The organism is Maridesulfovibrio pacificus (SeqCode) (genome assembly GCF_048612815.1).
Taxonomy (GTDB): Bacteria; Desulfobacterota; Desulfovibrionia; order Desulfovibrionales; family Desulfovibrionaceae; genus Maridesulfovibrio; species Maridesulfovibrio pacificus.
In genome coordinates, this window is sequence record NZ_JBLZNE010000003.1 from 120,919 (window position 1) to 142,297 (window position 21,379).

At 49.7% G+C, this 21,379-nt stretch carries 20 protein-coding genes; 16 read left to right on the top strand and 4 right to left on the bottom strand.

The annotated features are described in order from the left end of the window. The first annotated feature begins 47 nt into the window (after positions 1-47). From ACNI23_RS19830 to ACNI23_RS19850, 5 genes are all read left to right on the top strand, one after another. A complete protein-coding gene (locus tag ACNI23_RS19830) occupies positions 48-4,031 on the top strand; it encodes an acyl-CoA dehydratase activase (protein ID WP_420250946.1) in 3,984 nt (1,327 codons plus the stop codon). Between the two features lie 19 nt (positions 4,032-4,050). Continuing rightward, entirely contained in the window at positions 4,051-4,653 is a 603-nt protein-coding gene (locus tag ACNI23_RS19835; RefSeq protein WP_420250947.1) for a class I SAM-dependent methyltransferase, read from the top strand. 18 nt (positions 4,654-4,671) lie between these two features. Then, on the top strand, positions 4,672-5,232 hold the full coding sequence (locus ACNI23_RS19840) for a flavodoxin domain-containing protein (protein ID WP_420250948.1): 561 nt from the start codon (positions 4,672-4,674) through the stop codon (positions 5,230-5,232). A 202-nt stretch (positions 5,233-5,434) separates the two neighbouring features. Beyond that, the gene (locus tag ACNI23_RS19845; RefSeq protein ID WP_420250949.1) at positions 5,435-5,920 is read left to right on the top strand and encodes a Fur family transcriptional regulator; all 486 of its coding nucleotides are present in this window, start codon (positions 5,435-5,437) and stop codon (positions 5,918-5,920) included. Between the two features lie 130 nt (positions 5,921-6,050). Then, a complete protein-coding gene (locus ACNI23_RS19850; RefSeq protein WP_420250950.1) occupies positions 6,051-6,278 on the top strand; it encodes a hypothetical protein in 228 nt (75 codons plus the stop codon). A 58-nt stretch (positions 6,279-6,336) separates the two neighbouring features. Here the strand turns inward: ACNI23_RS19850 and ACNI23_RS19855 are convergent, their stop codons facing one another. After that, the gene (locus ACNI23_RS19855; RefSeq protein ID WP_420250951.1) at positions 6,337-6,822 is read right to left on the bottom strand and encodes a YbaK/EbsC family protein; all 486 of its coding nucleotides are present in this window, start codon (positions 6,820-6,822) and stop codon (positions 6,337-6,339) included. Between the two features lie 116 nt (positions 6,823-6,938). On the opposite strand from ACNI23_RS19855, the gene ACNI23_RS19860 reads away from it, so the two are divergent. After that, positions 6,939-7,475 carry a helix-turn-helix domain-containing protein gene (locus tag ACNI23_RS19860; protein ID WP_420250952.1) on the top strand — a complete coding sequence of 179 codons (537 nt, stop codon included), beginning with the start codon at positions 6,939-6,941 and terminating at the stop codon, positions 7,473-7,475. Positions 7,476-7,551: 76 nt separating this feature from the next. Here the strand turns inward: ACNI23_RS19860 and ACNI23_RS19865 are convergent, their stop codons facing one another. The 3 genes from ACNI23_RS19865 to ACNI23_RS19875 form a co-directional block, all read right to left on the bottom strand. Beyond that, on the bottom strand, positions 7,552-8,403 hold the full coding sequence (locus ACNI23_RS19865) for a choline utilization transcriptional activator (RefSeq protein WP_420250953.1): 852 nt from the start codon (positions 8,401-8,403) through the stop codon (positions 7,552-7,554). A gap of 133 nt (positions 8,404-8,536) precedes the next feature. Next, a complete protein-coding gene (locus tag ACNI23_RS19870) occupies positions 8,537-8,800 on the bottom strand; it encodes a hypothetical protein (RefSeq protein ID WP_420250954.1) in 264 nt (87 codons plus the stop codon). Then, a complete protein-coding gene (locus ACNI23_RS19875; RefSeq protein WP_420250955.1) occupies positions 8,800-9,885 on the bottom strand; it encodes a hypothetical protein in 1,086 nt (361 codons plus the stop codon). The genes ACNI23_RS19870 and ACNI23_RS19875 overlap by 1 nt, the downstream gene beginning before the upstream one ends. Before the next feature lie 753 nt (positions 9,886-10,638). Here ACNI23_RS19875 and ACNI23_RS20710 point away from each other — a divergent pair. The 10 genes from ACNI23_RS20710 (at position 10,639) to ACNI23_RS19930 (ending at position 21,372) form a co-directional block, all read left to right on the top strand. Beyond that, positions 10,639-11,253 (top strand): BMC-T shell protein, encoded by a 615-nt coding sequence (locus ACNI23_RS20710; protein WP_490722704.1) that lies wholly within the window; start codon positions 10,639-10,641, stop codon positions 11,251-11,253. A 62-nt stretch (positions 11,254-11,315) separates the two neighbouring features. Continuing rightward, positions 11,316-12,803 (top strand): aldehyde dehydrogenase family protein, encoded by a 1,488-nt coding sequence (locus ACNI23_RS19890; protein WP_420250956.1) that lies wholly within the window; start codon positions 11,316-11,318, stop codon positions 12,801-12,803. 30 nt (positions 12,804-12,833) lie between these two features. Next, positions 12,834-15,380 carry a choline trimethylamine-lyase gene (gene cutC / locus ACNI23_RS19895; RefSeq protein WP_420250957.1) on the top strand — a complete coding sequence of 849 codons (2,547 nt, stop codon included), beginning with the start codon at positions 12,834-12,836 and terminating at the stop codon, positions 15,378-15,380. A 67-nt stretch (positions 15,381-15,447) separates the two neighbouring features. Continuing rightward, positions 15,448-16,377 carry a choline TMA-lyase-activating enzyme gene (cutD, locus tag ACNI23_RS19900; RefSeq protein ID WP_420250958.1) on the top strand — a complete coding sequence of 310 codons (930 nt, stop codon included), beginning with the start codon at positions 15,448-15,450 and terminating at the stop codon, positions 16,375-16,377. 30 nt (positions 16,378-16,407) lie between these two features. Further along, entirely contained in the window at positions 16,408-17,073 is a 666-nt protein-coding gene (locus tag ACNI23_RS19905) for a BMC domain-containing protein (RefSeq protein ID WP_420250959.1), read from the top strand. A 4-nt stretch (positions 17,074-17,077) separates the two neighbouring features. Further along, entirely contained in the window at positions 17,078-18,523 is a 1,446-nt protein-coding gene (locus ACNI23_RS19910; RefSeq protein ID WP_420250960.1) for an acetaldehyde dehydrogenase (acetylating), read from the top strand. A 104-nt stretch (positions 18,524-18,627) separates the two neighbouring features. Beyond that, positions 18,628-18,912: an ethanolamine utilization microcompartment protein EutM gene (gene eutM / locus ACNI23_RS19915; protein WP_015850358.1), complete on the top strand. Its 285-nt coding sequence runs from the start codon at positions 18,628-18,630 to the stop codon at positions 18,910-18,912. 158 nt (positions 18,913-19,070) lie between these two features. Beyond that, the gene (locus tag ACNI23_RS19920; protein ID WP_420250961.1) at positions 19,071-19,736 is read left to right on the top strand and encodes a phosphate propanoyltransferase; all 666 of its coding nucleotides are present in this window, start codon (positions 19,071-19,073) and stop codon (positions 19,734-19,736) included. A gap of 104 nt (positions 19,737-19,840) precedes the next feature. Then, positions 19,841-20,656 carry an ethanolamine utilization protein EutJ gene (gene eutJ / locus ACNI23_RS19925; protein WP_420250962.1) on the top strand — a complete coding sequence of 272 codons (816 nt, stop codon included), beginning with the start codon at positions 19,841-19,843 and terminating at the stop codon, positions 20,654-20,656. A 116-nt stretch (positions 20,657-20,772) separates the two neighbouring features. Next, positions 20,773-21,372: a hypothetical protein gene (locus ACNI23_RS19930; RefSeq protein WP_420250963.1), complete on the top strand. Its 600-nt coding sequence runs from the start codon at positions 20,773-20,775 to the stop codon at positions 21,370-21,372. Positions 21,373-21,379: the final 7 nt, after the last annotated feature.

A 21,379-nucleotide genomic window follows, 5' to 3' on the forward strand; every position in this document is an offset into this window, starting at 1 on the left:
AAAATTTGACACAATGGTTTAGCTTCTTAACTAAGTCGGAGGATTATATGCATAGCATAGGTATTGATATCGGTTATTCCTCGGTGAAAGTGGCGGTTCTAGATGAACAGCGTAATATTATTTGCAGCAGATATATGCTCCATAAGGGGCAGGCGGTTCCTGTTCTGGCAGGCATTCTGGACGAATTAAAACCTGATTTGGATACCGAAGGGCTTTGCGGAGCCATAACCGGTTCCGGCGGAAAGATTCTTTCCGGGGAAGGGTCCATTAAAAGTGTAAATGATCTGGCCGCACTGGTGGAAGGAGCAAAATTGCTGGCCCCTTCCTGCGAATCAATCATTGAAATAGGCGGGCAGCGGGCCGGATATATTACCGGGTTCGGTGCTGAAAAACGGTCCGGTATTGAGTTTTCACTTAACCCTGATTGCTCTGCCGGTACGGGGTCATTTCTTGAAGAACAGGCTTCACGAATAGATGTTGATATTGAGGATTATTCTCGCATTGAGAGTGGAGCAACTTCTACCCCCAGAATAGCAGGCCGATGCAGTGTGTTTGCAAAGACTGATATCACTCACCATCAGCAGGAAGGCGTTTCTATTCCTGATATCCTGCGCGGGTTGGCGTACGCCACAGCAAGGAATTACCGTAATGCTGTCATGCGCGGTCTGCCCAAAAAGCCTCCGTTCTTTTTTTCCGGGGGAGTCTCACAAAACAAAGCGATTGTGTCTGCTTTGCGTAAGGTTTTGAAATTGAATGATGATAAGCTCGTTATCCATCAATTAGGTAAAGTCTCGGGAGCTTTGGGCGCGGCCGTTATCGGGCTTAAAGAAAGTCGCCCCATTAATTTCAAGCTGTTGATTGATTCATTGCAGGGCAATTGCGGTCCATTGCTTTATGCCGGGGAGAAGACTTCCCTGCCGGCACTGGCCGGTTACGGAATTGCTGACACTTCCGGTAAGCATATCTGCCGGGATATTTCCAGAGAGACAGAACCTGTGGAGTGCTGGGTCGGTGTGGATATCGGTTCCACCAGTACTAACGTGGTTCTGGTTGATTCAACCAACCGGGTATTGGGCTACCGCTACCTGCGTACTGCCGGAAATCCGGCCAAGGCGGTCAAAACGGGACTTGAGGATCTGGGACGGAATTTTGCCGGAAAGGTTAAAGTGCTGGGGGCTGCAACCACCGGTTCCGGGCGCAATCTGATCGGACGGATCATTGGTGCGGACGTGGTTAAGGATGAGATTACTGCACAGGCACGTGCTGCGGTTTGGTTCTCTCCTGATGTAGATACCGTCTTTGAGATTGGCGGGCAGGATTCAAAATTTATTTCCATCAAGGATGGCGCAGTTTCAGATTTTCAGATGAATAAGGTCTGCGCTGCCGGGACAGGATCATTTATTGAAGAACAGGCCAAGAAGATCGGCATTGCTCTTGAAGATTATGCCGATACTGCTTTCCAGAGCGAGGCTCCCATAAATCTCGGTGAACGTTGTACCGTTTTTATGGAGACCAGTATTGCCGCTCATCTTGCTCAGGGTGATTCCATTCCCGATATTGCCGCAGGACTTTGCTATTCAATCATCAAGAATTACACCAACCGTGTGGTGGGCCGCAAAAAGGTCGGTAAAAAGATTCTTCTACAGGGCGGGGTTGCCTATAATCAGGCCATTATCAATGCTTTCCGGGCAGTCCACGGTATGGATGTGCTTGTCCCGCCTTTCTTCAGTGTTACCGGGGCCGTTGGCGCGGCAATTCTCGCCCGTGAAGAGATGAAGGGAGACACATTCTTCAAAGGTTTTTATCTGGAGGATGAAAAGCCGGATTGCGCAAAGGTAGAGCCTGTCACGCAATTTGCTCCCGGCAGTTTCAACAGGCAGGTGCAGGATTTCATTTTCCGCGATTATGATTCTGTTCCCGATCCGCTGAAACAAAGTGTAGGCATGCCCCGGGCCTTATTTACCTTCGGTATGTTTACCATGTTCCATACCTTTTTTAAGTCGCTGGATATGAATGTGGTGCTTTCCGAACCGACTACCGGGGAAACCATCAGCAAGGCGCAGGAATACGCGCTTGATGAGACTTGCTATCCGGTCAAACTGGTTAACGGACATACTGCTCAACTGGTTGAGCAGGGCGTGGATTATCTGTTCTTTCCCGACCTCTTTACCGCTTTCCATCCCAGCTCCAAATCCCGGCAGACCTACGGCTGCCCTTACATGCAATTGGCCTTCAAGATTGTCAGCGAAGCCATGAAGCTTGAAGAAAAAAACATCAAGCTGCTGGCCCCGACGCTTGCTTTTAATCAGGGACCGGAGTTCATGCAGTCCCAGTTTATGGCCCTCGGGCGGCAATTGGGCAAGTCCCCTGAGGAAACCGGAGCAGCCTTAAAAGATGCCATGGTCGCACATGAGGATTTACAGAAACGGATGAAGGAGCGTGGAAGGGAAACCCTGAGTTCTCTTGATCCTAATGCCAAGTCTTTTGTCCTTATCTCCAAGATTTACGGTGTTGCCGATCCGGTTTTGAATATGGGCATCCCGGACAAACTTGCTGAAATGGGCTACCGGACGATTCCTCTCTATGATCTACCGGAATCGGATATTTTCATGGAGCATCCGAACATGTTCTGGCCCTTTGGGCAGCACATGTTGGCTGCGGCAAAACTTGTTGCCAAGCATCCCAATCTTTATCCCATTTTTCTGACCCATCACGGCTGCGGACCGGATACTGTTTTCTCCCACTATTACGGGGAGCTTCTGAAAGATAAGCCATCCCTGACCATTGAGGTGGACGAGCATTCTTCCAGCGTGGGTGTGCAGACACGGGTGGAAGCCTTTGTGAACAGCCTGAGTAATATTCCTGAGCGTGAAGCTTTGTCTGTTGAGGAATATGTGAGCATCGGTTCAGCTGATCCGGTTAATATCCTGACCGATTATTCACGGCTCGGTTCCCGTCCGTTGTTATTGCCGGATATTTATCCTTATTCCTCCATAGGTTGTGCCATGCTCAAGGCCAAAGGTGTTGATGCCCGGGTTATCCCCGCCACCACTATAGAGTCTGTGGATATGGGCCGCAGGTATTCTTCCGGTAATGAGTACTTTTCCCTGACTGCCCTGCTGGGGGATGTCCTGGCGGCATTAAATACATATGAGGATGCGGTCGTTCCTGCTGTGCTGATTCCCCAGAATGAGGGTGCTGAAGTGGATGGGCAATACAGCCGTTTCATGCGTTGTATTCTGGATCAGGAAGGGCTGGCAGATGTTCAGCTGATCTCTCCGTATATGGAAGAGTTGCGGCTTTTGGATGATAAAGATGCCAGCATGCTTTTCCTCTGCCTGCTTGCCGGAGATCTCGTGCTGCATACACCTCCGTTGTTAAGGGATGAGACACTTGAACTTGTGCTCCGCCTGATATCGCGCGGGCAGTTGAACATCGAAAAACTGGAGTCCACAGCCCGTATTGTACGCGAAACACTTGCCCGGCAAGACCATGACGGGGCGATCATGGCTATCGGTGAACCGTTGGTCCTCTTCAAAAGCCTGCTTAATGACGACACTTTTGGCAGGATGGAAGAGCATGGCAGGCGGGTGATCTATGCGCCCTTGAGCGAATACATCTGGAATCTCTGGTACGACTATTACAATTTCAACAAGGTCGGCAGCTATTCCTCTCTACGCAGCAACATTGCCTTGTTCAAAGAATATATGGAGAGAATTTCAGAGCGTCTCGGTGAGTTCAGCCACTATGAAAACAGTTTCGGAACGCTGAAAAAAACTGCTGACCGGGGGCTTGGGTTTTATTCAGGCGGCTTCGGCCGTTATCGGGGCGCCAAGATCATGGATAAGATACTTGGAGTTAAGGGCGTGATCTCAGTGACATCCATGTATGAAAATACCGGGATAAGTCTCGGGATTCTTAAGGATCGCCTGAATGATAAACCCTATGCCCCGACTCTTTTCCTTACCTTTGACGGCAACCGTAATGAAAACAACAGGCTCAAGGTGGATTCCTTTCTGTACAACCTTTAATTCCTGCGGAGAATGAAGAATGAATAAAGAGCACAAAAGCGGAATGCATTGCCACGGCGGACATGGACATCGCAGGCGCGGGCCGACCAGTTACGGCATGCATGATTCAAGTCTGGTGTTCAAGACTTTGAAGCTTCAGGACGGGGACACTTTCCTGGATCTGGGCTGCGGACCAGGGGATTATTCAGTCCATGCGGCCAGTGATGTAGGGGAGTCCGGGAAGGTTTATGCCTTTGACTGCAACGCAACCATGCTTGAACAGGTCAGTATTCAGGCTGTTGAAAACGGGCTGAAGAACATCAGTACCCATCTTGGCGATATGACCGGCCCGTTACCCTTTGAAGATAAGAGCGTGGACACCTGCCTGATGAGCACCTCTCTGCATTGCATGAATCTGGATGAGTGCGGTCCTGCAATTTTCAAGGAGATCAGCAGGGTGCTGAAAGACTCGGGGCAGGTGGCTATTCTGGAATGCAAGAAGGAAAAGACAGATTTCGGGCCGCCGCTGCATATGCGGATTTCAGGCGAAGAGCTTAAAACCGTTGCCGAACCTCTTGGTTTTACTGAGTCTCAATATGTGGATCTCGGTTTTAATTATCTGATTTGTTATACCAAAAAATAATCCAGAAGGAGTCAGAATATGGAAATTCTCAACCTTTACGGTTCACTTAACGGCCAGACTGAAAAAGTGGCCCTTGAGATTGCAAAAGTCGCCGAGCAGGCCGGACATAATGTGAGTACCGTGAATCTTAAAAAGGAAGGTGTCATTTTCGATTTGCTGAAATATGACCTTACCTTTGTCGGTTCCGGGGTTTACACATGGCTGCCGGGGAAATCTGTGAAGGATTGGATTGAACGTCAGCTTGGCTACGCCCGTGACAATGATCTTATCCTGCCCGGTTCTCCACGTATTCCCGGAAAGTTTGCCTGCGTGTACTGCACTTATGCCGGACCGCATACCGGAGAGGCTGAGGCAATTCCGGCAATAAAGTATATGGGGCAGCTTTTTGATCATATGGGTATAAATGTGGCCGACGAATGGTCGGTTGTGGGGGCCTTTGTTCCCGGAAAAATGCAGCATTTCAATACCAGCGGGCGGCTTGGTAATATTGAAGGGCGGCCAAATGCCGATGATTTGAAACAAGTCCGGGAGAAAACAGCCGGACTGTTGAGTTCCTTGCAGGAATGCATTGTTGATTAATTTAAAAAGATCATGTCAGTTTCCCCGCGATGTCTAAGTGTATATCGCTAAGTGAGATACACCCGGAACTGGCATGCTCTTGCTCTCTACAGCTTATTAATAAGTGTGTTTTGTGAGATACCTATTAGGGCAGCATATGACCTGTCTCCGCAAATGATCCCTGCATCCCGAAAGGCTCAGCCGAATATTTCTTGACAAGAATATGAAAATGGATTTCATTTTCGATATGACAAGTGAAGCAGCAAAAATATTTGTCGATTATCTGGCGAACAAAGGGTTGAGCATGACTCCCCAGCGCAAGGTAATTGTTGAGACCTTTTTGGAAACCGAAGGTCATTTTTCGGCCGAGGATCTTTTGGTGTTGGTGCAGAAAAGAGCTCCCGAGGTAGGGCAGGCGACCGTATACAGGGCCCTGAAACTGCTTGTTGACTCCGGGCTTGCAGAAAGTCTCGATTTCGGGTGCGGGGTGGCACTTTATGAGCATGCCTATGGCCACGAACATCATGACCATCTTGTCTGCACAAGATGCCAGAAAAAGGTGGAAGTGGTTGATAATGGAATTGAGCAAAGGCAGGAGGTGCTCGCCAGAGAGAATGGATATGTTCTGACTCATCATCGTATGCTTCTTTTCGGGCTTTGCCCGGAATGCCAGAAGCTTCGTGATCAGGAGCAGGATTTAGAATCCTGAGATTGGTATTCAAGGTCTTGATTTTACAAACCGGCTACAAAGTATAATTCCTTTATCAAACAGGGAAGCCAGATTAAAATCAAATCCCAGTGCGTTGGGGGCAGCCCCTAACGTGTAAAAGGAGTATATTATGTATCTTAAAAAAGCAGCAATCATTGCAGCGGGAACAGTGTTGGGCGGACTCGTTTGTTACGCGGCTTACAAATCCGAGACCGTAAGGAATGCCGCAAAGTCCACCATTAAGGCTGGAATTAAAACCAAAGACTGGGCAGTAGCATCTTACCAGAAGAGCACTTCCGAATTTAAAGAAATCGTCCGCGATGCCAAGGCAGAAGCAGAGCTTGAAGCCGAAGTGTAATTTTGTCGAGAATAGAATTTATGCTAAATCCCCCGGAACAGATGTTTCGGGAGATTTTTTAGTCTTGGCGAATATCAAGCCAATTGCCTTTGGTTAATTCTTCAAGGGAAGTCGGGGTCAGTTGAAAGACTGAGTGCGGCGTTCCTGCAGCGGCCCAGATTTCATCATACTGCTTCAGGTCTTCATCAAGAATTGTTTGCAGCTGTTCGGTGTGTGCTACAGGGGGAATGCCACCGATAGCGAAACCGGTTTTTTCCTTAACCAGATCTGCTTTTGCTTGTTTTAATTTGAAGCCAATTGTTTTGCTGATTTTTTTGGTGTCTACCCTGTTGCTGCCTGAAGCGATGACCAGTACCAATTTCTCTGTTTTTTTGTCTTGAAATATGAGCGACTTTGCTATCTGTCCCACTTTGCAGCCAATGCTGTCTGCTGCATCTACTGCTGTTCTTGTAGAGCTTGAAAATTCCCGTACTTCAAAATCTTTTCCGAATTTAGAAAGGTAAGCCTGCACACGGCTTGCGCTGTTGCTTAAATTTAATGTCATTATTGGCTCCTGTCTGTTGCTGGGGGCAATTGCTGATTGTAGTCTCTCTTGCTACTGTGCGTTATCACGCACAAGGTGGGATATAACATTGTGTGCTATAGCGTACAAGGAGAAATATGAAAGAGCACGATTGCAGGGCGTCCATTGCCCGCAGGTTAAAAACATTTCGTAATCAGGAGAAGTTAAGTCTGGATGCTGTTGCTGGAATGACTGGAGTGTCCAAGGCCATGCTGGGCCAGATAGAGAGGAAGGAATCGGTTCCGACAATTTCAACCCTATGGAAAATAGCTGGCGGTTTGGGGGTTTCATTTTCTTCCTTTTTTGAAAAGCAAAGCCCGGGTACATTCAATGGATCATTGTTTCCCAATGATCCTGACATGCGAGTGGATATTGTCTTCCCTTATAATCCGGCCACCCACATGGAGGTCTTCAATGTGACTTTGACTAATCATCATCACCAGATTTCCAGCGCTCATCAGTCCGGGGTTGTAGAGCATGTTATCGTTATGCAGGGGGATCTTGAATTAGTGTATGAAAACAGGACGGAAAAACTGACTCAGGGGCAAAGTTTGCGTTTTTATGCTGACATACCACACGAATATAAAGCCGTATCAGGAGAAGCCGTCTTCCAGAATATTATCTGCTATACATAGCTGTGTAATTAAACGCTAAAAAAGCCCGCTTCGAGCAGGAAGCGGGCTGAAATTAGAGGCAAGTCGGGTTGCTGGGTTAATTGTCCTGATCTCCATGCCGCGAGCATCTTATCAGAACTTCGGTTACGAATTTTTTGCTGTTACTGGTGGTCCAGTAGTCGGTGACATATCGTTCAAAGGAATCTTTCCCCAGTATGTAACCGGTGTTGGCGGCCCAGCGTTCCATCTTCATGTAAGTTTTGTGGATGTCCTCGTGGGCACCGAGATGGTAGCAGGAGAGCATCATGTCTCCGCCGAACTCATAAGTGTTTTCTTCGCTGCAGGGGATAACTGTCTTCTGCAGCATTTTAATCTCTTGATCCACTTCTTCGATGCGGTCCTTGCGTGATGAGAAGTTTATTATGACCGGACCGGTTATCTCGTTATTCACATCTTCCACATGCTGAGTGAATTCAAGGTTGATAATTGACCATTGCAGGTCGTTTTCAAATTTCTGGTCTTGAAAGAGCAGGGAGCTGCTCTCAATGTACTTGATCGAAACTTCGTTGATGTTGTTGTCTATGACCATTTCCGCTTCGCGAACCAGTTCGTACCAGTCTTTTACTGACACATGCCTGCGGCGGATTTTTTCCTGCTCGTCCTCAAGTTCCCTGATCTTGGCGCGGAACGAGTGCTGGATGGATTTAAATACGTGTTGTGCACTACCCTCGATAAATTCCTTCATCTCTTCAAGAGTGAAACCCATCTGTTTGTAATACTTGATAACCGGGACTGATAACAGGGACTCCCGGGTGTAATACCTGTAGTTGTTGTAATCGTGTCGCTGAGAGGGGATAAGGTTGATCTGATCGTAATAACGAAGAGCTTTTTTGGAGATGTTACAGATCTTGCTCATGTCCCCTATGAAATAGCGTTCCTTGTATTTCACTGGTATCTCCTCCAGTTCTTATGGTCCGGTATTTCGAATTTTTTTTCAACCCCTCAACCTTTACGTCTAGACCTCACCATATGAAAGCGGGGAGCGCCTCTTTCGAGACCGCTCCCCTTGCTTCAGTGAGGTATTACTTAATGTATTGATTGATTGTTGCGGCTCCTTCCTCGTGGGCGCGGTAGTATACGCGCAGCTCCTGATTGGAGTCGAGGTCGAAGCGGGACTCTTCGAGGAGTCCGTTTGCTTCCGCAGTCATCAGGGCGTTGATGATTGCGTCTTTTTTGAAAGCCTTGAAGGTGCTGTACTCGCTAGAGAGGGCTTCCATAACGCAGTCTGCGCAGGCTTCTTCAACTTTGGTGAAGTGTTTCAGGATAGCGTAGTTAAGGGGATACATTATGCTTTCTCCTCGTTGCTCTTGAACAGATCCATGGGGTTCATGGAGATAATGAAGATACCGATAACCATGATTACTGCAGCTGCCCATGCAACGGGAGGCATATCCCAGCCTTCCATGCCCATAGCAACGCCGAGAACGATCCAGCAGCAGAAGGGACCCCAGAAGGAGAAGGTTCCGTTGCAGGACATACCGAGAGCAGCACCGCACATTGCGTTACCTTTGTACCAGTACATGAAGGTAAGGTATGCGGAGAGACCGGCCAGTACGAACCAGATCATGGCTTCGCTGTCGGTGAAGGACTGTGCAACCATGCCGAATGCATCGACGTGTGCGATGAAACCGAACAGGGGAACAAGAATGAAGAGGTTGGAGAAACCAGCGGTAACCTGACGGATAGTGATGCCGATTTCGGGGTCGATCATGGAAGTACCATAACCGCATACACAACCTTCGATACCCCAGCATACAGCAGCGAGGAAGCCGAAGAAGAGGCCGAGCATCATGTTGGGGCCGCCTGCGCCGTCGAGGCTGGTGGAGCCGATCATGAAGCTGGCGCCAAAGCAGATGGCAATACCGAACAGCATGCGAGCGTTGAGTTCCTGTTTAAAGAGGAAGCGGCCGAGAATTGCCCCTACTGCGGGGCAGAGTGCTGCGATGGGAACAACCAGAGAACCTGCAAGCTGCAGGCCTACAACGTAAGCGGTACTTGCGAGAGGACCACCGATGATTGCTGCAGCTACCATTACCATGCCGGGTTTGGTTTTGATGCAGCGGACAAAGTCAGCGAAGCGACCGCGGATACCGGCAAAGCTCATAGCCCAGAGAGCACTGCATGTGTCAGTGGTTGCTGCGCCGATTGCGCTTAAAAGATACATTACGGTAAATGCGGACAGTCCGGAATTTTCGCCATACCAGTCTACCCAAATACCTTTGGACATACCCAGAGTCATGAATGCAGTGTAAAAACCGTACAGCAGGCCGGAAAGAAGGGCGATAACGATGCCTTTTCTTTTAAAGCTGGTAGCCAGCTTGTGCTTTGCCGCGACGGCTGCCGGGTTGATTGCAACAGATGCTTCCCCCATGGTCGTCTCCTTAATCATTAAAAGTTAATCTGAAATTCACACCCTCGATCCCTGCATTTTCGTCACTGGTCTATGAATTCGCTTCCACATAGCAGGGAAAAACATCCTTCCCCTTGCGGGAAGGTCCTAGTTCTTAAATTTATATCCTTTCCCTTAAGGGGAAGGTCAACGAGGTTTTTTTGATTAGACTTAAAATGAGCCTGATAGTGCAGATAAAGAGATTGGTAAAGGGGAATGAAAGTTTGTTAATTCAGGGAGTTATTCTTTTAATTGGAAAAAAAGAAAATAATTATCCCATATTATCTACCAATATAATTCGTTACCTGGGGAATGCAAGTTTTGAGTGTTACATCCTTGTGACAAATTGTATCTGCCGTTCAGCCAAACAATAGATTCTTTTGTTGTGTAAGTAGACACTTTTTGTCGTGTTTTGGCTGCAAGGCTGAATTCAGGTTCAGTCTGTTTGTCTATTGGTGAGAATTAAAATCAGATTATGGTATTGCGAAAATAAAGTCGTTGATTTTCAGAATCATGTAATTTTTGTCGTGACGAAAATGTCACCTGTTTAAATTCATATATTCCAGCCTATTACAAGAAAAGTTGCTAAATTTGTGAAATCTCTGTTGACCTTCCCCCTTAGGTCAGGGGCTAGTCTGTGATCAGGATGTGGAAAAGGTGGATTCTTAAGATAAGCATCCGTCAAAAGTCATAAGTCATGGTTATGAACTTTAATACCAGCTCAATGGAGATCACATGAGATACCAAGGCGAAGAGGCCCTCGGGCTTATCGAAACTCTCGGAATGGTTCCGTCCATCGGCGGCGCGGACCAGATGCTCAAAACAGCAGATGTCAAACTCGTTGGTTATGAAAACATCGGGTCTACCCTTGTGGCCGTAATGGTCAGGGGTGATGTTGCCGCAGTAAAGGCTTCCGTGGAAGCGGGTGCCGCAACTGCAGCGGAAATCGGCAAGCTCACTGCTCAGAACGTTATGCCCCGCCCCATTCGCGGCGTCGGCGATATCGTGTCAGTTCATGGTGTGGAGACCACGGACACCGATTACTCCGGCCCCCGTCCGCGGGCAATGGGTCTGATTGAAACATTCGGCATTGTTTACATCCTTGAAGCGGCAGACGCTATGATGAAAGCAGCAGATGTTGAACTCATCGGCTACGAGAACGTTGCTTCCGGATACATTTCTGTACTGGTTCAGGGTGATGTTGCAGCATGTCAGGCAGCTGTTGAAGCTGGCGTGAAAGCTGTGGAAAATATGGAAGCTGAAGTTTACGCTTCTCTGGTTATCCCCACACCCCATCGCGATCTGGAACAGATCACCAAGATCTACGCAATTGACAACCTGCTTCCCTAAGCGAAGCATCGGTTAATGCAGGGTATTAAGAAACGTTTCAGTCACAGGTAAAGGGGTAAGCGATGATTGTTGATAACGATTTGCTCTCCATCCAGCAGGCCAGAATTCTGGCTGAGAATGCTCACGAGGCACAGAAAAAGCTGGCAACCTTTTCGCAGGAAAAGCTTGATGAAATCGTCGAGCATATTGCGAATGCGGTTGAGGAGCATGCCGAAGAGCTGGCGATCATGTCTCATGAAGAGACTGACGGCGGCAAATGGCAGGACAAGCTGGTCAAGAACCGCTTCGTCTGTAATCAGGTCCGTAAGGAATTGCGCGGTATGCGCTGTGTGGGCGTTATCAAAGAGGATGCCCATAAAAAGATTACCGACATTGGTGTTCCCGTCGGAGTTATCGCTGCTCTCTGTCCAGTTACTGGTCCGGTTTCAACCACGGTTTACAATACCCTGATTGCAATCAAATCTGGAAACGGTGTTATTTTTTCCCCCCATCCCGGTGCTGTTAAAAGTATCGGCCGGGTTCTGGATATTATGATCAAGGCCGGAGAATCCTGCGGTCTTCCTGAAGGCTGTCTTTCCTATCTGGAAACAGTCACCAAGAGCGGAACTTGTGAACTTATGAGTCACAGGAACATCTCGCTGGTCATGGTCACCGGAGTTCCCGGGATGATTCAGTATGCCCAGAAAACAGGCAAACCGGTCATTTACGGGGGAACCGGCAACGGTCCGGCATTTATCGAACGTACTGCCGACATTGGGCAGGCTGTTAAAGATATCATTGCCAGCAAGACTTTTGATAACGGGATTGCTCCCTCAGCGGAGCAATCCATCGTTGTCGATTCCTGTGTTGCCGAAAATGTGCGCCAGTCCCTTAATTCCTGCGGAGCATACTTCATGTCCGCGAGTGAAGCCGAAGCTTTGGCCGAACTGTTCATCGCGCCCGACGGACAGCGCAGGAAAGGTATGGCTGGACAGTCCGCACAAGTGCTTGCCCGGAGAGCCGGGTTCAGCATTCCCGAAAATACCACCGTTCTCGTGGCGGAACGTAAATTTGTTTCCGACACCGACCCCTACTACAGAGAATTTCTTTCCCCTGTACTGGCCCTTTATGTGGAGGACGATTGGATGCACGCCTGTGAAAAGTGCATCGAGTTGCTGCTCCATGAAAGGAACGCCCACACTCTGGTTATTCACTCCGCAGATGAGGATGTGATTCTCCAGTTCGCTCTGAAGAAGCCAGTTGGCCGACTTCTGGTCAACACTCCGGCAGCTTTCGGCGGCATGGGTGCGACTACCAATTTGTTTCCCTCAATGACTCTGGGCAGTTCTTCTGCCGGATTCGGAATCACTTCCGACAACGTTTCTCCCATGAACCTTATCTACATCAGGAAGGTCGGTTGCGGAGTAAGGCGTGCTGAAGAGGTGCTGGGACAGTCTGGTCAGACAGGTGATCAATATAAAGTTAAAGATAACGATTCCAATATGGTGCAGGTCATTCAACAGATTCTGCAAAAGGCCATTGAAGCCATAGATGATCCTGCGGATCGCTAAGAATCAAATCCATTAAACGGAGGAAATACAGTGGATCTTCAAAGTTTTTCCAACAAGCTTGCTGAAGCTACCAAAAACCTTACCGATACCGAACGGGCCTCGCTGAAGAAAATTTTCGAAGGCGTTTCCGCCGAGGTATTCAAAGAGAAAGCAGAACAGCCTGCAGCCGCAGTCTCCTGCACTGAGACCAAGGGTATTCCCAACGGTCCTACCGAACGTCACGTTAAACTGAAAGAGAACTTCCTCAAGCAGGTTCCTTCTGTCAGCGTTGAGTCCGCTCGCGTGATGACTGAAATGGCTAAGGCTAACCCCGGTCTTCCTCCGGCAATCCTGCGCGGTAAAAGCTTCCGTGCCAGCTGCGAGCAGGCTCCGCTGGTAATTCAGGACCACGAACTGATCGTAGGTAACCCCACCGGTGCACCTCGTCGCGGTTCCTTCTCTCCTGAAATCGCATGGCGCTGGATGAAAGACGAGCTCGAAAGCATCGGCTCCCGTCCTCAGGACCCCTTCTACATTTCTGAAGAAGACAAGAAATACATGAAGGAAGAGCTCTTCCCCTTCTGGGCAGACAAGTCCATCGATGAATACTGCGAAGCTCAGTATCGCGAAGCTGGTCTCTGGGAACTCTCCGGTGAATCCTATGTTTCCGATTGCTCCTACCACGCTGTAAACGGTGGTGGTGACTCCAACCCCGGTTACGATGTCATCCTGATGAAAAAAGGTATGCTCGACATCAAAGCCGAAGCTGAAGCACACCTCGAGGAACTCGATTACGAGAACCCCGACGATATCGATAAAATTTACTTCTACAAGTCTGTAATCGACACTGCTGAAGGTGTAATGATCTACGCCAAGCGTTTGTCCGAATACGCAGCACAGAAAGCCGCTCAGGAAAGCGATCCCAAGCGTAAGGCTGAACTGCTCAAGATTTCTGAAGTTAACGCTCGCGTACCTGCACACAAGCCCGAAACCTTCTGGGAAGCCGTTCAGGCAGTATGGACTGTTGAGTCCCTGCTGGTTGTTGAAGAAAACCAGACCGGTATGTCCATCGGCCGTGTTGACCAGTACATGTACCCCTTCTTCAAGGCTGACCTCGAAGCAGGCCGCATGACCGAGTATGAAGCTTTCGACCTCGCCGGTTGCATGCTCATCAAAATGTCCGAAATGATGTGGATCACCAGTGAAGATGCCTCCAAGTTCTTCGCCGGTTACCAGCCTTTCGTAAACATGTGCGTCGGTGGTGTTACCCGTGAAGGTTACGATGCAACCAACGATCTGACCTACCTGCTCATGGACGCAGTACGTCACGTTAAGATTTATCAGCCTTCTCTTGCTACCCGTGTTCACAACAAGTCTCCTCATGCGTACCTGAAGAAGATTGTTGAAGTTATCCGCTCCGGTATGGGCTTCCCCGCAGTTCACTTTGACGATGCTCACATCAAGATGATGCTCGCTAAAGGTGTTTCCATGGAAGATGCCCGCGACTACTGCCTGATGGGTTGTGTTGAACCCCAGAAATCAGGTCGTCTCTACCAGTGGACTTCTACTGCTTACACTCAGTGGCCTATCTGCATCGAGCTGGTCATGAACCACGGTGTGCCCCTCTGGTACGGCAAACAGGTTTGCCCGGACTTTGGTCCTCTGGAAAATTACGACACCTACGAGAAATTCGAAGCTGCCGTTAAGGAAATGATCAAGTACATTACCAAATGGACCAGCGTTGCAACCGTTATTTCCCAGCGCGTTCATAGGGATCATGCTCCTAAACCCCTCATGTCCCTTATGTACGAAGGCACCATGGAGTCCGGTCTTGACGTAGCCTCCGGCGGCGCCATGTACAACTTCGGTCCCGGCGTTGTCTGGTCCGGTCTCGCCACTTACGCCGACTCCATGGCCGCCATTAAAAAGCTGGTTTACGATGACAAGAAGTACACCCTCGCTCAGATGAACGAAGCTCTCCTTGCTGAATTCAAGGGTTACGACCAGATCAAGGCTGACTGCCTCGCAGCACCCAAGTACGGCAACGACGATGACTACGTAGACATGATCTGCGCAGATCTCGTTCACTTCACCGAAACTGAGCACCGCAAGTACAAGACCCTGTACTCCGTACTCAGCCACGGTACCTTGTCCATCTCCAACAACACCCCGTTCGGTCAGCTCCTCGGCGCTTCCGCTAACGGTCGTGACGCATGGATGCCTCTTTCCGACGGTATCAGCCCGACTCAGGGTGCGGACTACAAAGGACCCACTGCGGTTATCAAGTCCGTTTCCAAGATGGCTAACGATCTGATGAACATCGGCATGGTTCACAACTTCAAGATCATGTCCGGACTGCTCGACACCCCCGAAGGTGAAAACTCCATCATTACCCTGCTGCGTACAGCAAGTGCTCTGGGTAACGGTGAAATGCAGTTCAACTACCTTGATAACGCAACTCTTCTCGATGCTCAGAAGCACCCCGAGAAGTATCGTGACCTCGTTGTACGCGTAGCAGGTTACTCTGCATTCTTCGTAGAGCTCTGCAAAGACGTACAGGATGAGATCATCAGCCGTACCATGATGAATGAGATCTAAGATCCATTACTGATTGAATTAAAGTCCCTCGGGATTCGAAGTAACAACGCAGCAAGAGAAAAGTACCGTGATTGAAAGAAAAGCACAGATATTCAACGTACAGAAATACAATATGCACGACGGTCCGGGAGTGAGAACTCTCGTATTCTTTCAGGGTTGCCCCCTGCGCTGTGAATGGTGCTCGAATCCCGAGGGACAGTATAAAAAATATCAGGTCCTTTTCAAAAAGGATCAGTGTATAAATTGCGGAGCCTGTGTCTCCGTCTGTCCCGCGGGCGTGCATAAGATTGCCCCCGCAGGAAAACATTTCATCGACCGTGATGCCGAGTGTATCGGCTGCCGCAAATGTGAGCACGCCTGTTTGCAATCAGCATTGGCAATCGTCGGCGAAACAAAGACCATTTCCGAACTGGTCGAGATCATCGAAGAAGACCGCCCGTTTTATGAAACTTCCGGCGGCGGCGTAACTCTCGGCGGCGGTGAAGTCCTGTCCCAGCCTGTTGCTGCGGCAAGCCTTCTCCAGACCTGTAAGCAGCGCGGTATCAATACCGCCATTGAAACCTGCGGCTATGCCCGTCCTGAAGTAATTGAGAAGGTTGCACCTTTCGTGGATCTCTTTCTCTTTGACGTCAAACACATGAATTCCGAACGCCACCGTGAAATTACCGGTGTGCGTAATGAGATGATCCTCCAGAACCTGATCTGGCTTCTTGATAACAGATACAACGTTAAGATCAGGATGCCCATGCTCAAGGGTGTTAACGACGGCGAAGAAGAAATCCTTCAGCTGGTTGAGCTGCTTAAGCCTTATAAGGATCTCAAAAATTTCAAAGGTGTGGACCTGCTTCCCTATCACAAGATGGGTGTAAATAAATACACTCAGCTCGGTTGGGAATACCCGGTGGAAGGTGACCCTAAACTGAGCAATGCCGATCTTGAACGCATTGAGCAGGCTATCAGCAAATACAATTTTCCGGTCTCAGTGGTCAGACACTAGTCCAAATCAATGACAAGGGAGAACAGGTTTATGGATGCACTTGGATTCATTGAAACAAAAGGGCTGCTGGCTGCCATTGAAGGCGCTGACGCCATGCTCAAAGCCGCTGCGGTGACCCTGCTGGAAAAAAATATTTCCGGCGGCGGGCTGGTGACCATCAGCGTCACCGGTGAAGTCTCTGCTGTACAGGCTTCTGTTGAAGCAGGCACTGCCGCTATCAGCCGCATCGAAGGCTCAGAGCTGGTCTCACATCATGTGATCGCCCGTCCCTATGACGAAATCAGCAAGATTATCGCAACCAGCGCTCCGGTTGCGGCAGCAAAAGAAATTTCACGGGAAGTAGCACAATCTCCCGCTTCTGCGGACGAGCAGGTCCAGCCTGCTCCCGTGGAAGAAAAAGTCGAAGCTGAGGAAGTTCCGAAAGCGGAACCCGAGGTTCTGAAAGAGGAAGCTGAAGCTCCGGCAGTGCAGGAGTCCGCACCGAAGACTGAAGAAGTTGCTCCCAAAGTCTCCAAGGCAAAGGAAGCAGCCTCTCAGTACAAGCCCGCGGAACTCAGGAAAATGAAAATCAGTAAGGTTCGGCAGATTGCCAGAAGCTTGGAAGGTATTTCTCTGACCAATGAAGAGGTCAAGAAAGCCACCAAGAAAACCCTTATTGACGCGATTATAAATGTTACCAGGCAGATAGAGGAGTAATCCAATGGTAGACAAGGATTTATTGTCCATTCAAGAAGCCCGTTCACTGGTTCGTGCCGCTAAGAAAGCTCAGGCAGAGCTGGCGGAAATGGGTCAGGAAAAGGTTGACGCGATTGTAAAGGCTATTTCCGAAGCAGCTTACGCACAGGCTGAATCCCTTGCAGCGCTTGCTGTTGAAGAGACCGGTTTCGGTAAGGTTCAAGACAAGAAAACCAAGAACATTCTTGCAAGTAAAAACCTTTTCGAAGCAATCAAGGATATGAAAACTATCGGTGTGCTTTGCGACGACAAGGAAAAGAAGGTTGTTGAGATCGCCGTACCCATGGGTGTTATCGCAGGGATCATTCCCTCCACCAACCCCACGTCTACGACTATCTACAAGTCCATGATCTCCCTGAAGTCCGGGAACGCGATTGTTTTCACCCCGCACCCCAGCGCAAAGAAATGCATCGGTAAAACCGTTGAAATGATTCGTTCCGTACTCCACGACTGCGGCGTATGTGAAGATCTGGTCAGCGTAATGAGCATTCCTACCATTCAGGGTAGTGGCGAGCTCATGAAAGTTGCCGACCTCATTCTCGCGACCGGTGGTCCGGGCATGGTCAAGGCAGCGTACAGCTCCGGTACCCCCGCTCTCGGTGTAGGTGCTGGTAACGTACCTTCCTACATTGAAAGATCCGCAGACATCAAAGATGCGGTTACCAAGATTTTTGCAAGTAAGACTTTTGATAACGGCACTGTCTGCGCATCTGAGCAGTCCATCATCACTGAGTCCTGCATTGCTGAGCAGGTTAAAGCTGAAGTTATCGCTCAGGGCGGTTACTTCCTGTACGGCGAAGACCTGACCAAGGTTAAAGCAGTTATGGAACGCGGCAACGGTTCCATGAACCCCGCAATCGTAGGCCGCGACGCCTGCTACATTGCAAAGCTGGCCGGAATCTCCGTGCCTGCCGGAACCCGCCTGCTCGTTTCTGACGAAAAAGGTGTTGGCGCAAAGTATCCTTTCTCCAAGGAAAAACTTACCGCGCTGCTCGGTTTCTACGTTGTTGAAGATTGGAAAGGTGCTTGCGAGATGTGTCACGCACTGCTGGAAAACGGCGGTATCGGTCACTCCCTGTCCATCCACTCCAAGAATGAAGAAGTTATCCGTGAATTCGGTATGAAGAAGCCTGTTTCCAGAATGCTGGTTAACACCCCGTCCACTCACGGTGCTGTAGGCCTCTCTACCTCTCTCTTCCCCTCCTTTACCCTTGGTTGCGGTACTGTAGGCGGAAGCTCCACTTCCGATAACGTAACTCCGCTCAACCTCATGAACGTGAGAAGACTTGCTTACGATCTCGGCAACACCTGCTGCGAATCCGCTCCTGCGGCTCAGGCATCCGGTACCGATTCCATCGATGTTCAGGCAATCACAGCCATGATCGTCGAGCAGCTTAAGCAGATGGTATAGCCGGAAGTAAAAACTTCCCGCTCTAAATAAAAAGCGATTCCCGCATAAGGGAATAGAGGGTGGCTCCTTAAGGGGCCGATAAATCAATTTAAAGGAGAACTAAAATGTCCTCATTGAACGCACTGGGTATGATTGAAACCAAAGGTCTCGTTGGCGCAGTAGAAGCAGCTGACGCAATGGTAAAAGCAGCAAACGTAACTCTGGTCGGTAAGACTCAGGTTGGCGGCGGTCTCGTAACCGTTATGGTTCGTGGCGATGTTGGTGCTGTTAAAGCAGCAACCGACGCTGGCGCAGCTGCTGCACAGAACGTTGGTGAACTCATCAGCGTACACGTTATCCCCCGCCCCCACGGCGAAGTTGAAATCATCCTTCCTAAAGCTGAAGGTTAATTAAGCTTGAATGCTACAGATTTATCTGTGGCATCAGGGCCGGGGAGGGAGGTTCTGCCCGCATAGAATCACCTTCCCCGGCCGTAATAAAAAGGGCCGTACCGCGCTTAGCGCGATACCTGATCAGAACGCTAAATATTTTTCACATAGAAATGAGCATGAACGAACAAGCCATTAATAATATCATGGAAGGGGTCATCAAAGGCGTAATCGAGCAGTTGAAGACCGAAGCTCCGCGTGTTTCCGTCTCTACCGGAGTATGCGAACCCATTCCCGTAGAACTTTCCGCCCGCCACGTTCACCTCAGCGAGCAGGACGCCCTTGAGCTTTTCGGTAAACCTCTGACCCCGGTTCGTGAACTTTCACAGCCCGGTCAGTTCCTCTGTGAAGAGCGCGTACGTCTTATCGGACCCAAAGGTGTCATGGACAACGTTGCTGTACTCGGACCTGCACGTTCCGCTTCACAGGTAGAAATTTCCAACACCGAAGCGCGTACCCTCGGTATCAAAGCTCCGGTTCGCCAGTCCGGTGATGTTGCCGGAACACCCGGTATCATCCTCGCTTCCCAGACCGGAATTGTCGGTCTCGAAGAAGGCGTTATCGTTGCAGCACGTCATATTCACATGTCTCCTGAAGACGGAGACAAGTTCGGCGTGAAAGATAACGACCGCGTAAGCGTACGTCTCGAAAGTGATCGTCCGGTTATTCTCGAAGACGTGGTCTGCCGCGTTAACCCCCAGTTCAAGCTGGCTATGCACATCGACCCCGATGAAGGCAACAGCGCAGGCTGGAACAAGTCTGTGACCGGTAAGATTGTAAGATAAAGATATGCCTCCGGCGGCCCTGCCGGGGGCCTTAAACCCTTTTGCAAAAGGGTTTAAGAATCCCAAAACCTTTTGTTAAGGCTTCGCCACAAGAGAATCAGCACATGGATTTTTCAGCAATTGACCAGCAGATCAGCGACCTTGAGAGCTGCATTGAGAACACCGTTCCTGTCAGCCCTGACGAGGAACTTCTGGTGGGTGTGGACCTCGGTACTGCGTACATCGTGGTGGTGGTCCTGAACAGCAAGAAGGAACCTGTGGCCTGTGCCATGGAATTCGCCCGGGTCATCAAGGACGGTCTGGTTGTTGATTACATGGGCGCTACCCGTATCACCCGCAAGCTGGTGGGCGAACTTGAAGAAAGATTGGGCCGCAAGCTGGAGCGCGCTGCCATCGCGGTTCCTCCAGGAACAGGTAAGAAAGATTGCACTACCCATCAGTACGTGGTTGAAGGTGCCGGACTGGAAGTGACTGCCATTCTGGACGAGCCGACCGCAGCCAACGCGGTGCTCGGACTTGAGAACGGCGTCATCGTCGACATCGGCGGCGGTACCACCGGACTCTCCGTGCTTGAAGATGGTGAAGTGGTTTACGTAGCTGACGAACCAACCGGAGGAACCCATGTGACTCTGGTTCTGTCCGGCAGTTTTAAGGTCAGCTTTGAAGAAGCTGAAGACCTGAAGAAGGTCAAGGAACGTCAGGATGAGATCCTGCCTGTCGTTCGTCCGGTGATCCAGAAAATGGGCACCATCGTTAAAGCTCACATTAAGGATCGCGATATTTCAGCCATATACCTTGTCGGCGGTACCTGCTGTCTCAAGGATATGGAAAAAGTGGTGGAGAAAGAAGTGGGTATACCGGTCTACAAACCGGCCAACCCGTTCCTCGTAACCCCGCTGGGCATCGCCCTGAACTGCTAATTAGCAGGTCGTAACTAACGAAGAGGCGAAGCCTTATTAAAAGTTTTTGAAGAGTCCAGAGAAACTTTTTCCAAAAAGTTTCATTGGTCCCCGAAGGGCCGCCGGAGGCATATAAAATGAGCATCGACATCAATGAATTAGTTCAATCCATCGCAACAGAAGTGCTGAAACAGCTCAAGCCTGAATCCAAGAAGGCCTGTGCTCTGGTTCTGGCTGAGCGTGACTGCCTTGTGACTGAGAAAGTACGCAACAGCTTCGGTGATGAATACGAATACTACTTCTTCGGCGAAGAAGCTCCCTGTGCGGAATTCAGCCGATACATTGTGCCTTCCCTTTGCGTTTGCGAAATGTCTGATCTGGCAGTGGGCAAGGCTCACGGCAAGATTATGACTGAGGTTCTTCGTCAGATGCTGCTCGGCCATACCGTGGAAGTGCTTTCCTTCGGTTATGAAGAATACAGCCAGACCGCTCCCGGTCCTCTGTATGCTCTTTACCAGCAGCATGAGAAGACCCTTCAGGGCTTCGGCATGAAAAGATTTCAACCCAAGGCGCCCGAGTCCCTGAAAGTCAGGGAATCACTGATCACCGAAAAGGTGGTCAGTGGTGCGGCGGCGCAGGGTGCTAAAGAATTAGTGGTACTGCCTGCGGCAATGGTCACCCCCCTTGCCGAAGAAGCAGCCAAGGAACTGAACATCAACATCAGCAAGACCCTCTAAGGATTGT

What these genes read in the sequence shown, in the direction of transcription:
- ACNI23_RS19830 (WP_420250946.1), top strand. Translation starts at nt 48, where the DNA reads ATGCATAGCATAGGTATTGATATCGGTTATTCCTCGGTGAAAGTGGCG.
- ACNI23_RS19835 (WP_420250947.1), top strand. Translation starts at nt 4,051, where the DNA reads ATGAATAAAGAGCACAAAAGCGGAATGCATTGCCACGGCGGACATGGA.
- ACNI23_RS19840 (WP_420250948.1), top strand. Translation starts at nt 4,672, where the DNA reads ATGGAAATTCTCAACCTTTACGGTTCACTTAACGGCCAGACTGAAAAA.
- ACNI23_RS19845 (WP_420250949.1), top strand. Translation starts at nt 5,435, where the DNA reads ATGAAAATGGATTTCATTTTCGATATGACAAGTGAAGCAGCAAAAATA.
- ACNI23_RS19850 (WP_420250950.1), top strand. Translation starts at nt 6,051, where the DNA reads ATGTATCTTAAAAAAGCAGCAATCATTGCAGCGGGAACAGTGTTGGGC.
- ACNI23_RS19855 (WP_420250951.1), bottom strand. Translation starts at nt 6,822, where the DNA reads ATGACATTAAATTTAAGCAACAGCGCAAGCCGTGTGCAGGCTTACCTT.
- ACNI23_RS19860 (WP_420250952.1), top strand. Translation starts at nt 6,939, where the DNA reads ATGAAAGAGCACGATTGCAGGGCGTCCATTGCCCGCAGGTTAAAAACA.
- ACNI23_RS19870 (WP_420250954.1), bottom strand. Translation starts at nt 8,800, where the DNA reads ATGTATCCCCTTAACTACGCTATCCTGAAACACTTCACCAAAGTTGAA.
- ACNI23_RS19875 (WP_420250955.1), bottom strand. Translation starts at nt 9,885, where the DNA reads ATGGGGGAAGCATCTGTTGCAATCAACCCGGCAGCCGTCGCGGCAAAG.
- ACNI23_RS20710 (WP_490722704.1), top strand. Translation starts at nt 10,639, where the DNA reads ATGAGATACCAAGGCGAAGAGGCCCTCGGGCTTATCGAAACTCTCGGA.
- ACNI23_RS19890 (WP_420250956.1), top strand. Translation starts at nt 11,316, where the DNA reads ATGATTGTTGATAACGATTTGCTCTCCATCCAGCAGGCCAGAATTCTG.
- ACNI23_RS19905 (WP_420250959.1), top strand. Translation starts at nt 16,408, where the DNA reads ATGGATGCACTTGGATTCATTGAAACAAAAGGGCTGCTGGCTGCCATT.
- ACNI23_RS19910 (WP_420250960.1), top strand. Translation starts at nt 17,078, where the DNA reads ATGGTAGACAAGGATTTATTGTCCATTCAAGAAGCCCGTTCACTGGTT.
- eutM (WP_015850358.1), top strand. Translation starts at nt 18,628, where the DNA reads ATGTCCTCATTGAACGCACTGGGTATGATTGAAACCAAAGGTCTCGTT.
- ACNI23_RS19920 (WP_420250961.1), top strand. Translation starts at nt 19,071, where the DNA reads ATGAACGAACAAGCCATTAATAATATCATGGAAGGGGTCATCAAAGGC.
- eutJ (WP_420250962.1), top strand. Translation starts at nt 19,841, where the DNA reads ATGGATTTTTCAGCAATTGACCAGCAGATCAGCGACCTTGAGAGCTGC.
- ACNI23_RS19930 (WP_420250963.1), top strand. Translation starts at nt 20,773, where the DNA reads ATGAGCATCGACATCAATGAATTAGTTCAATCCATCGCAACAGAAGTG.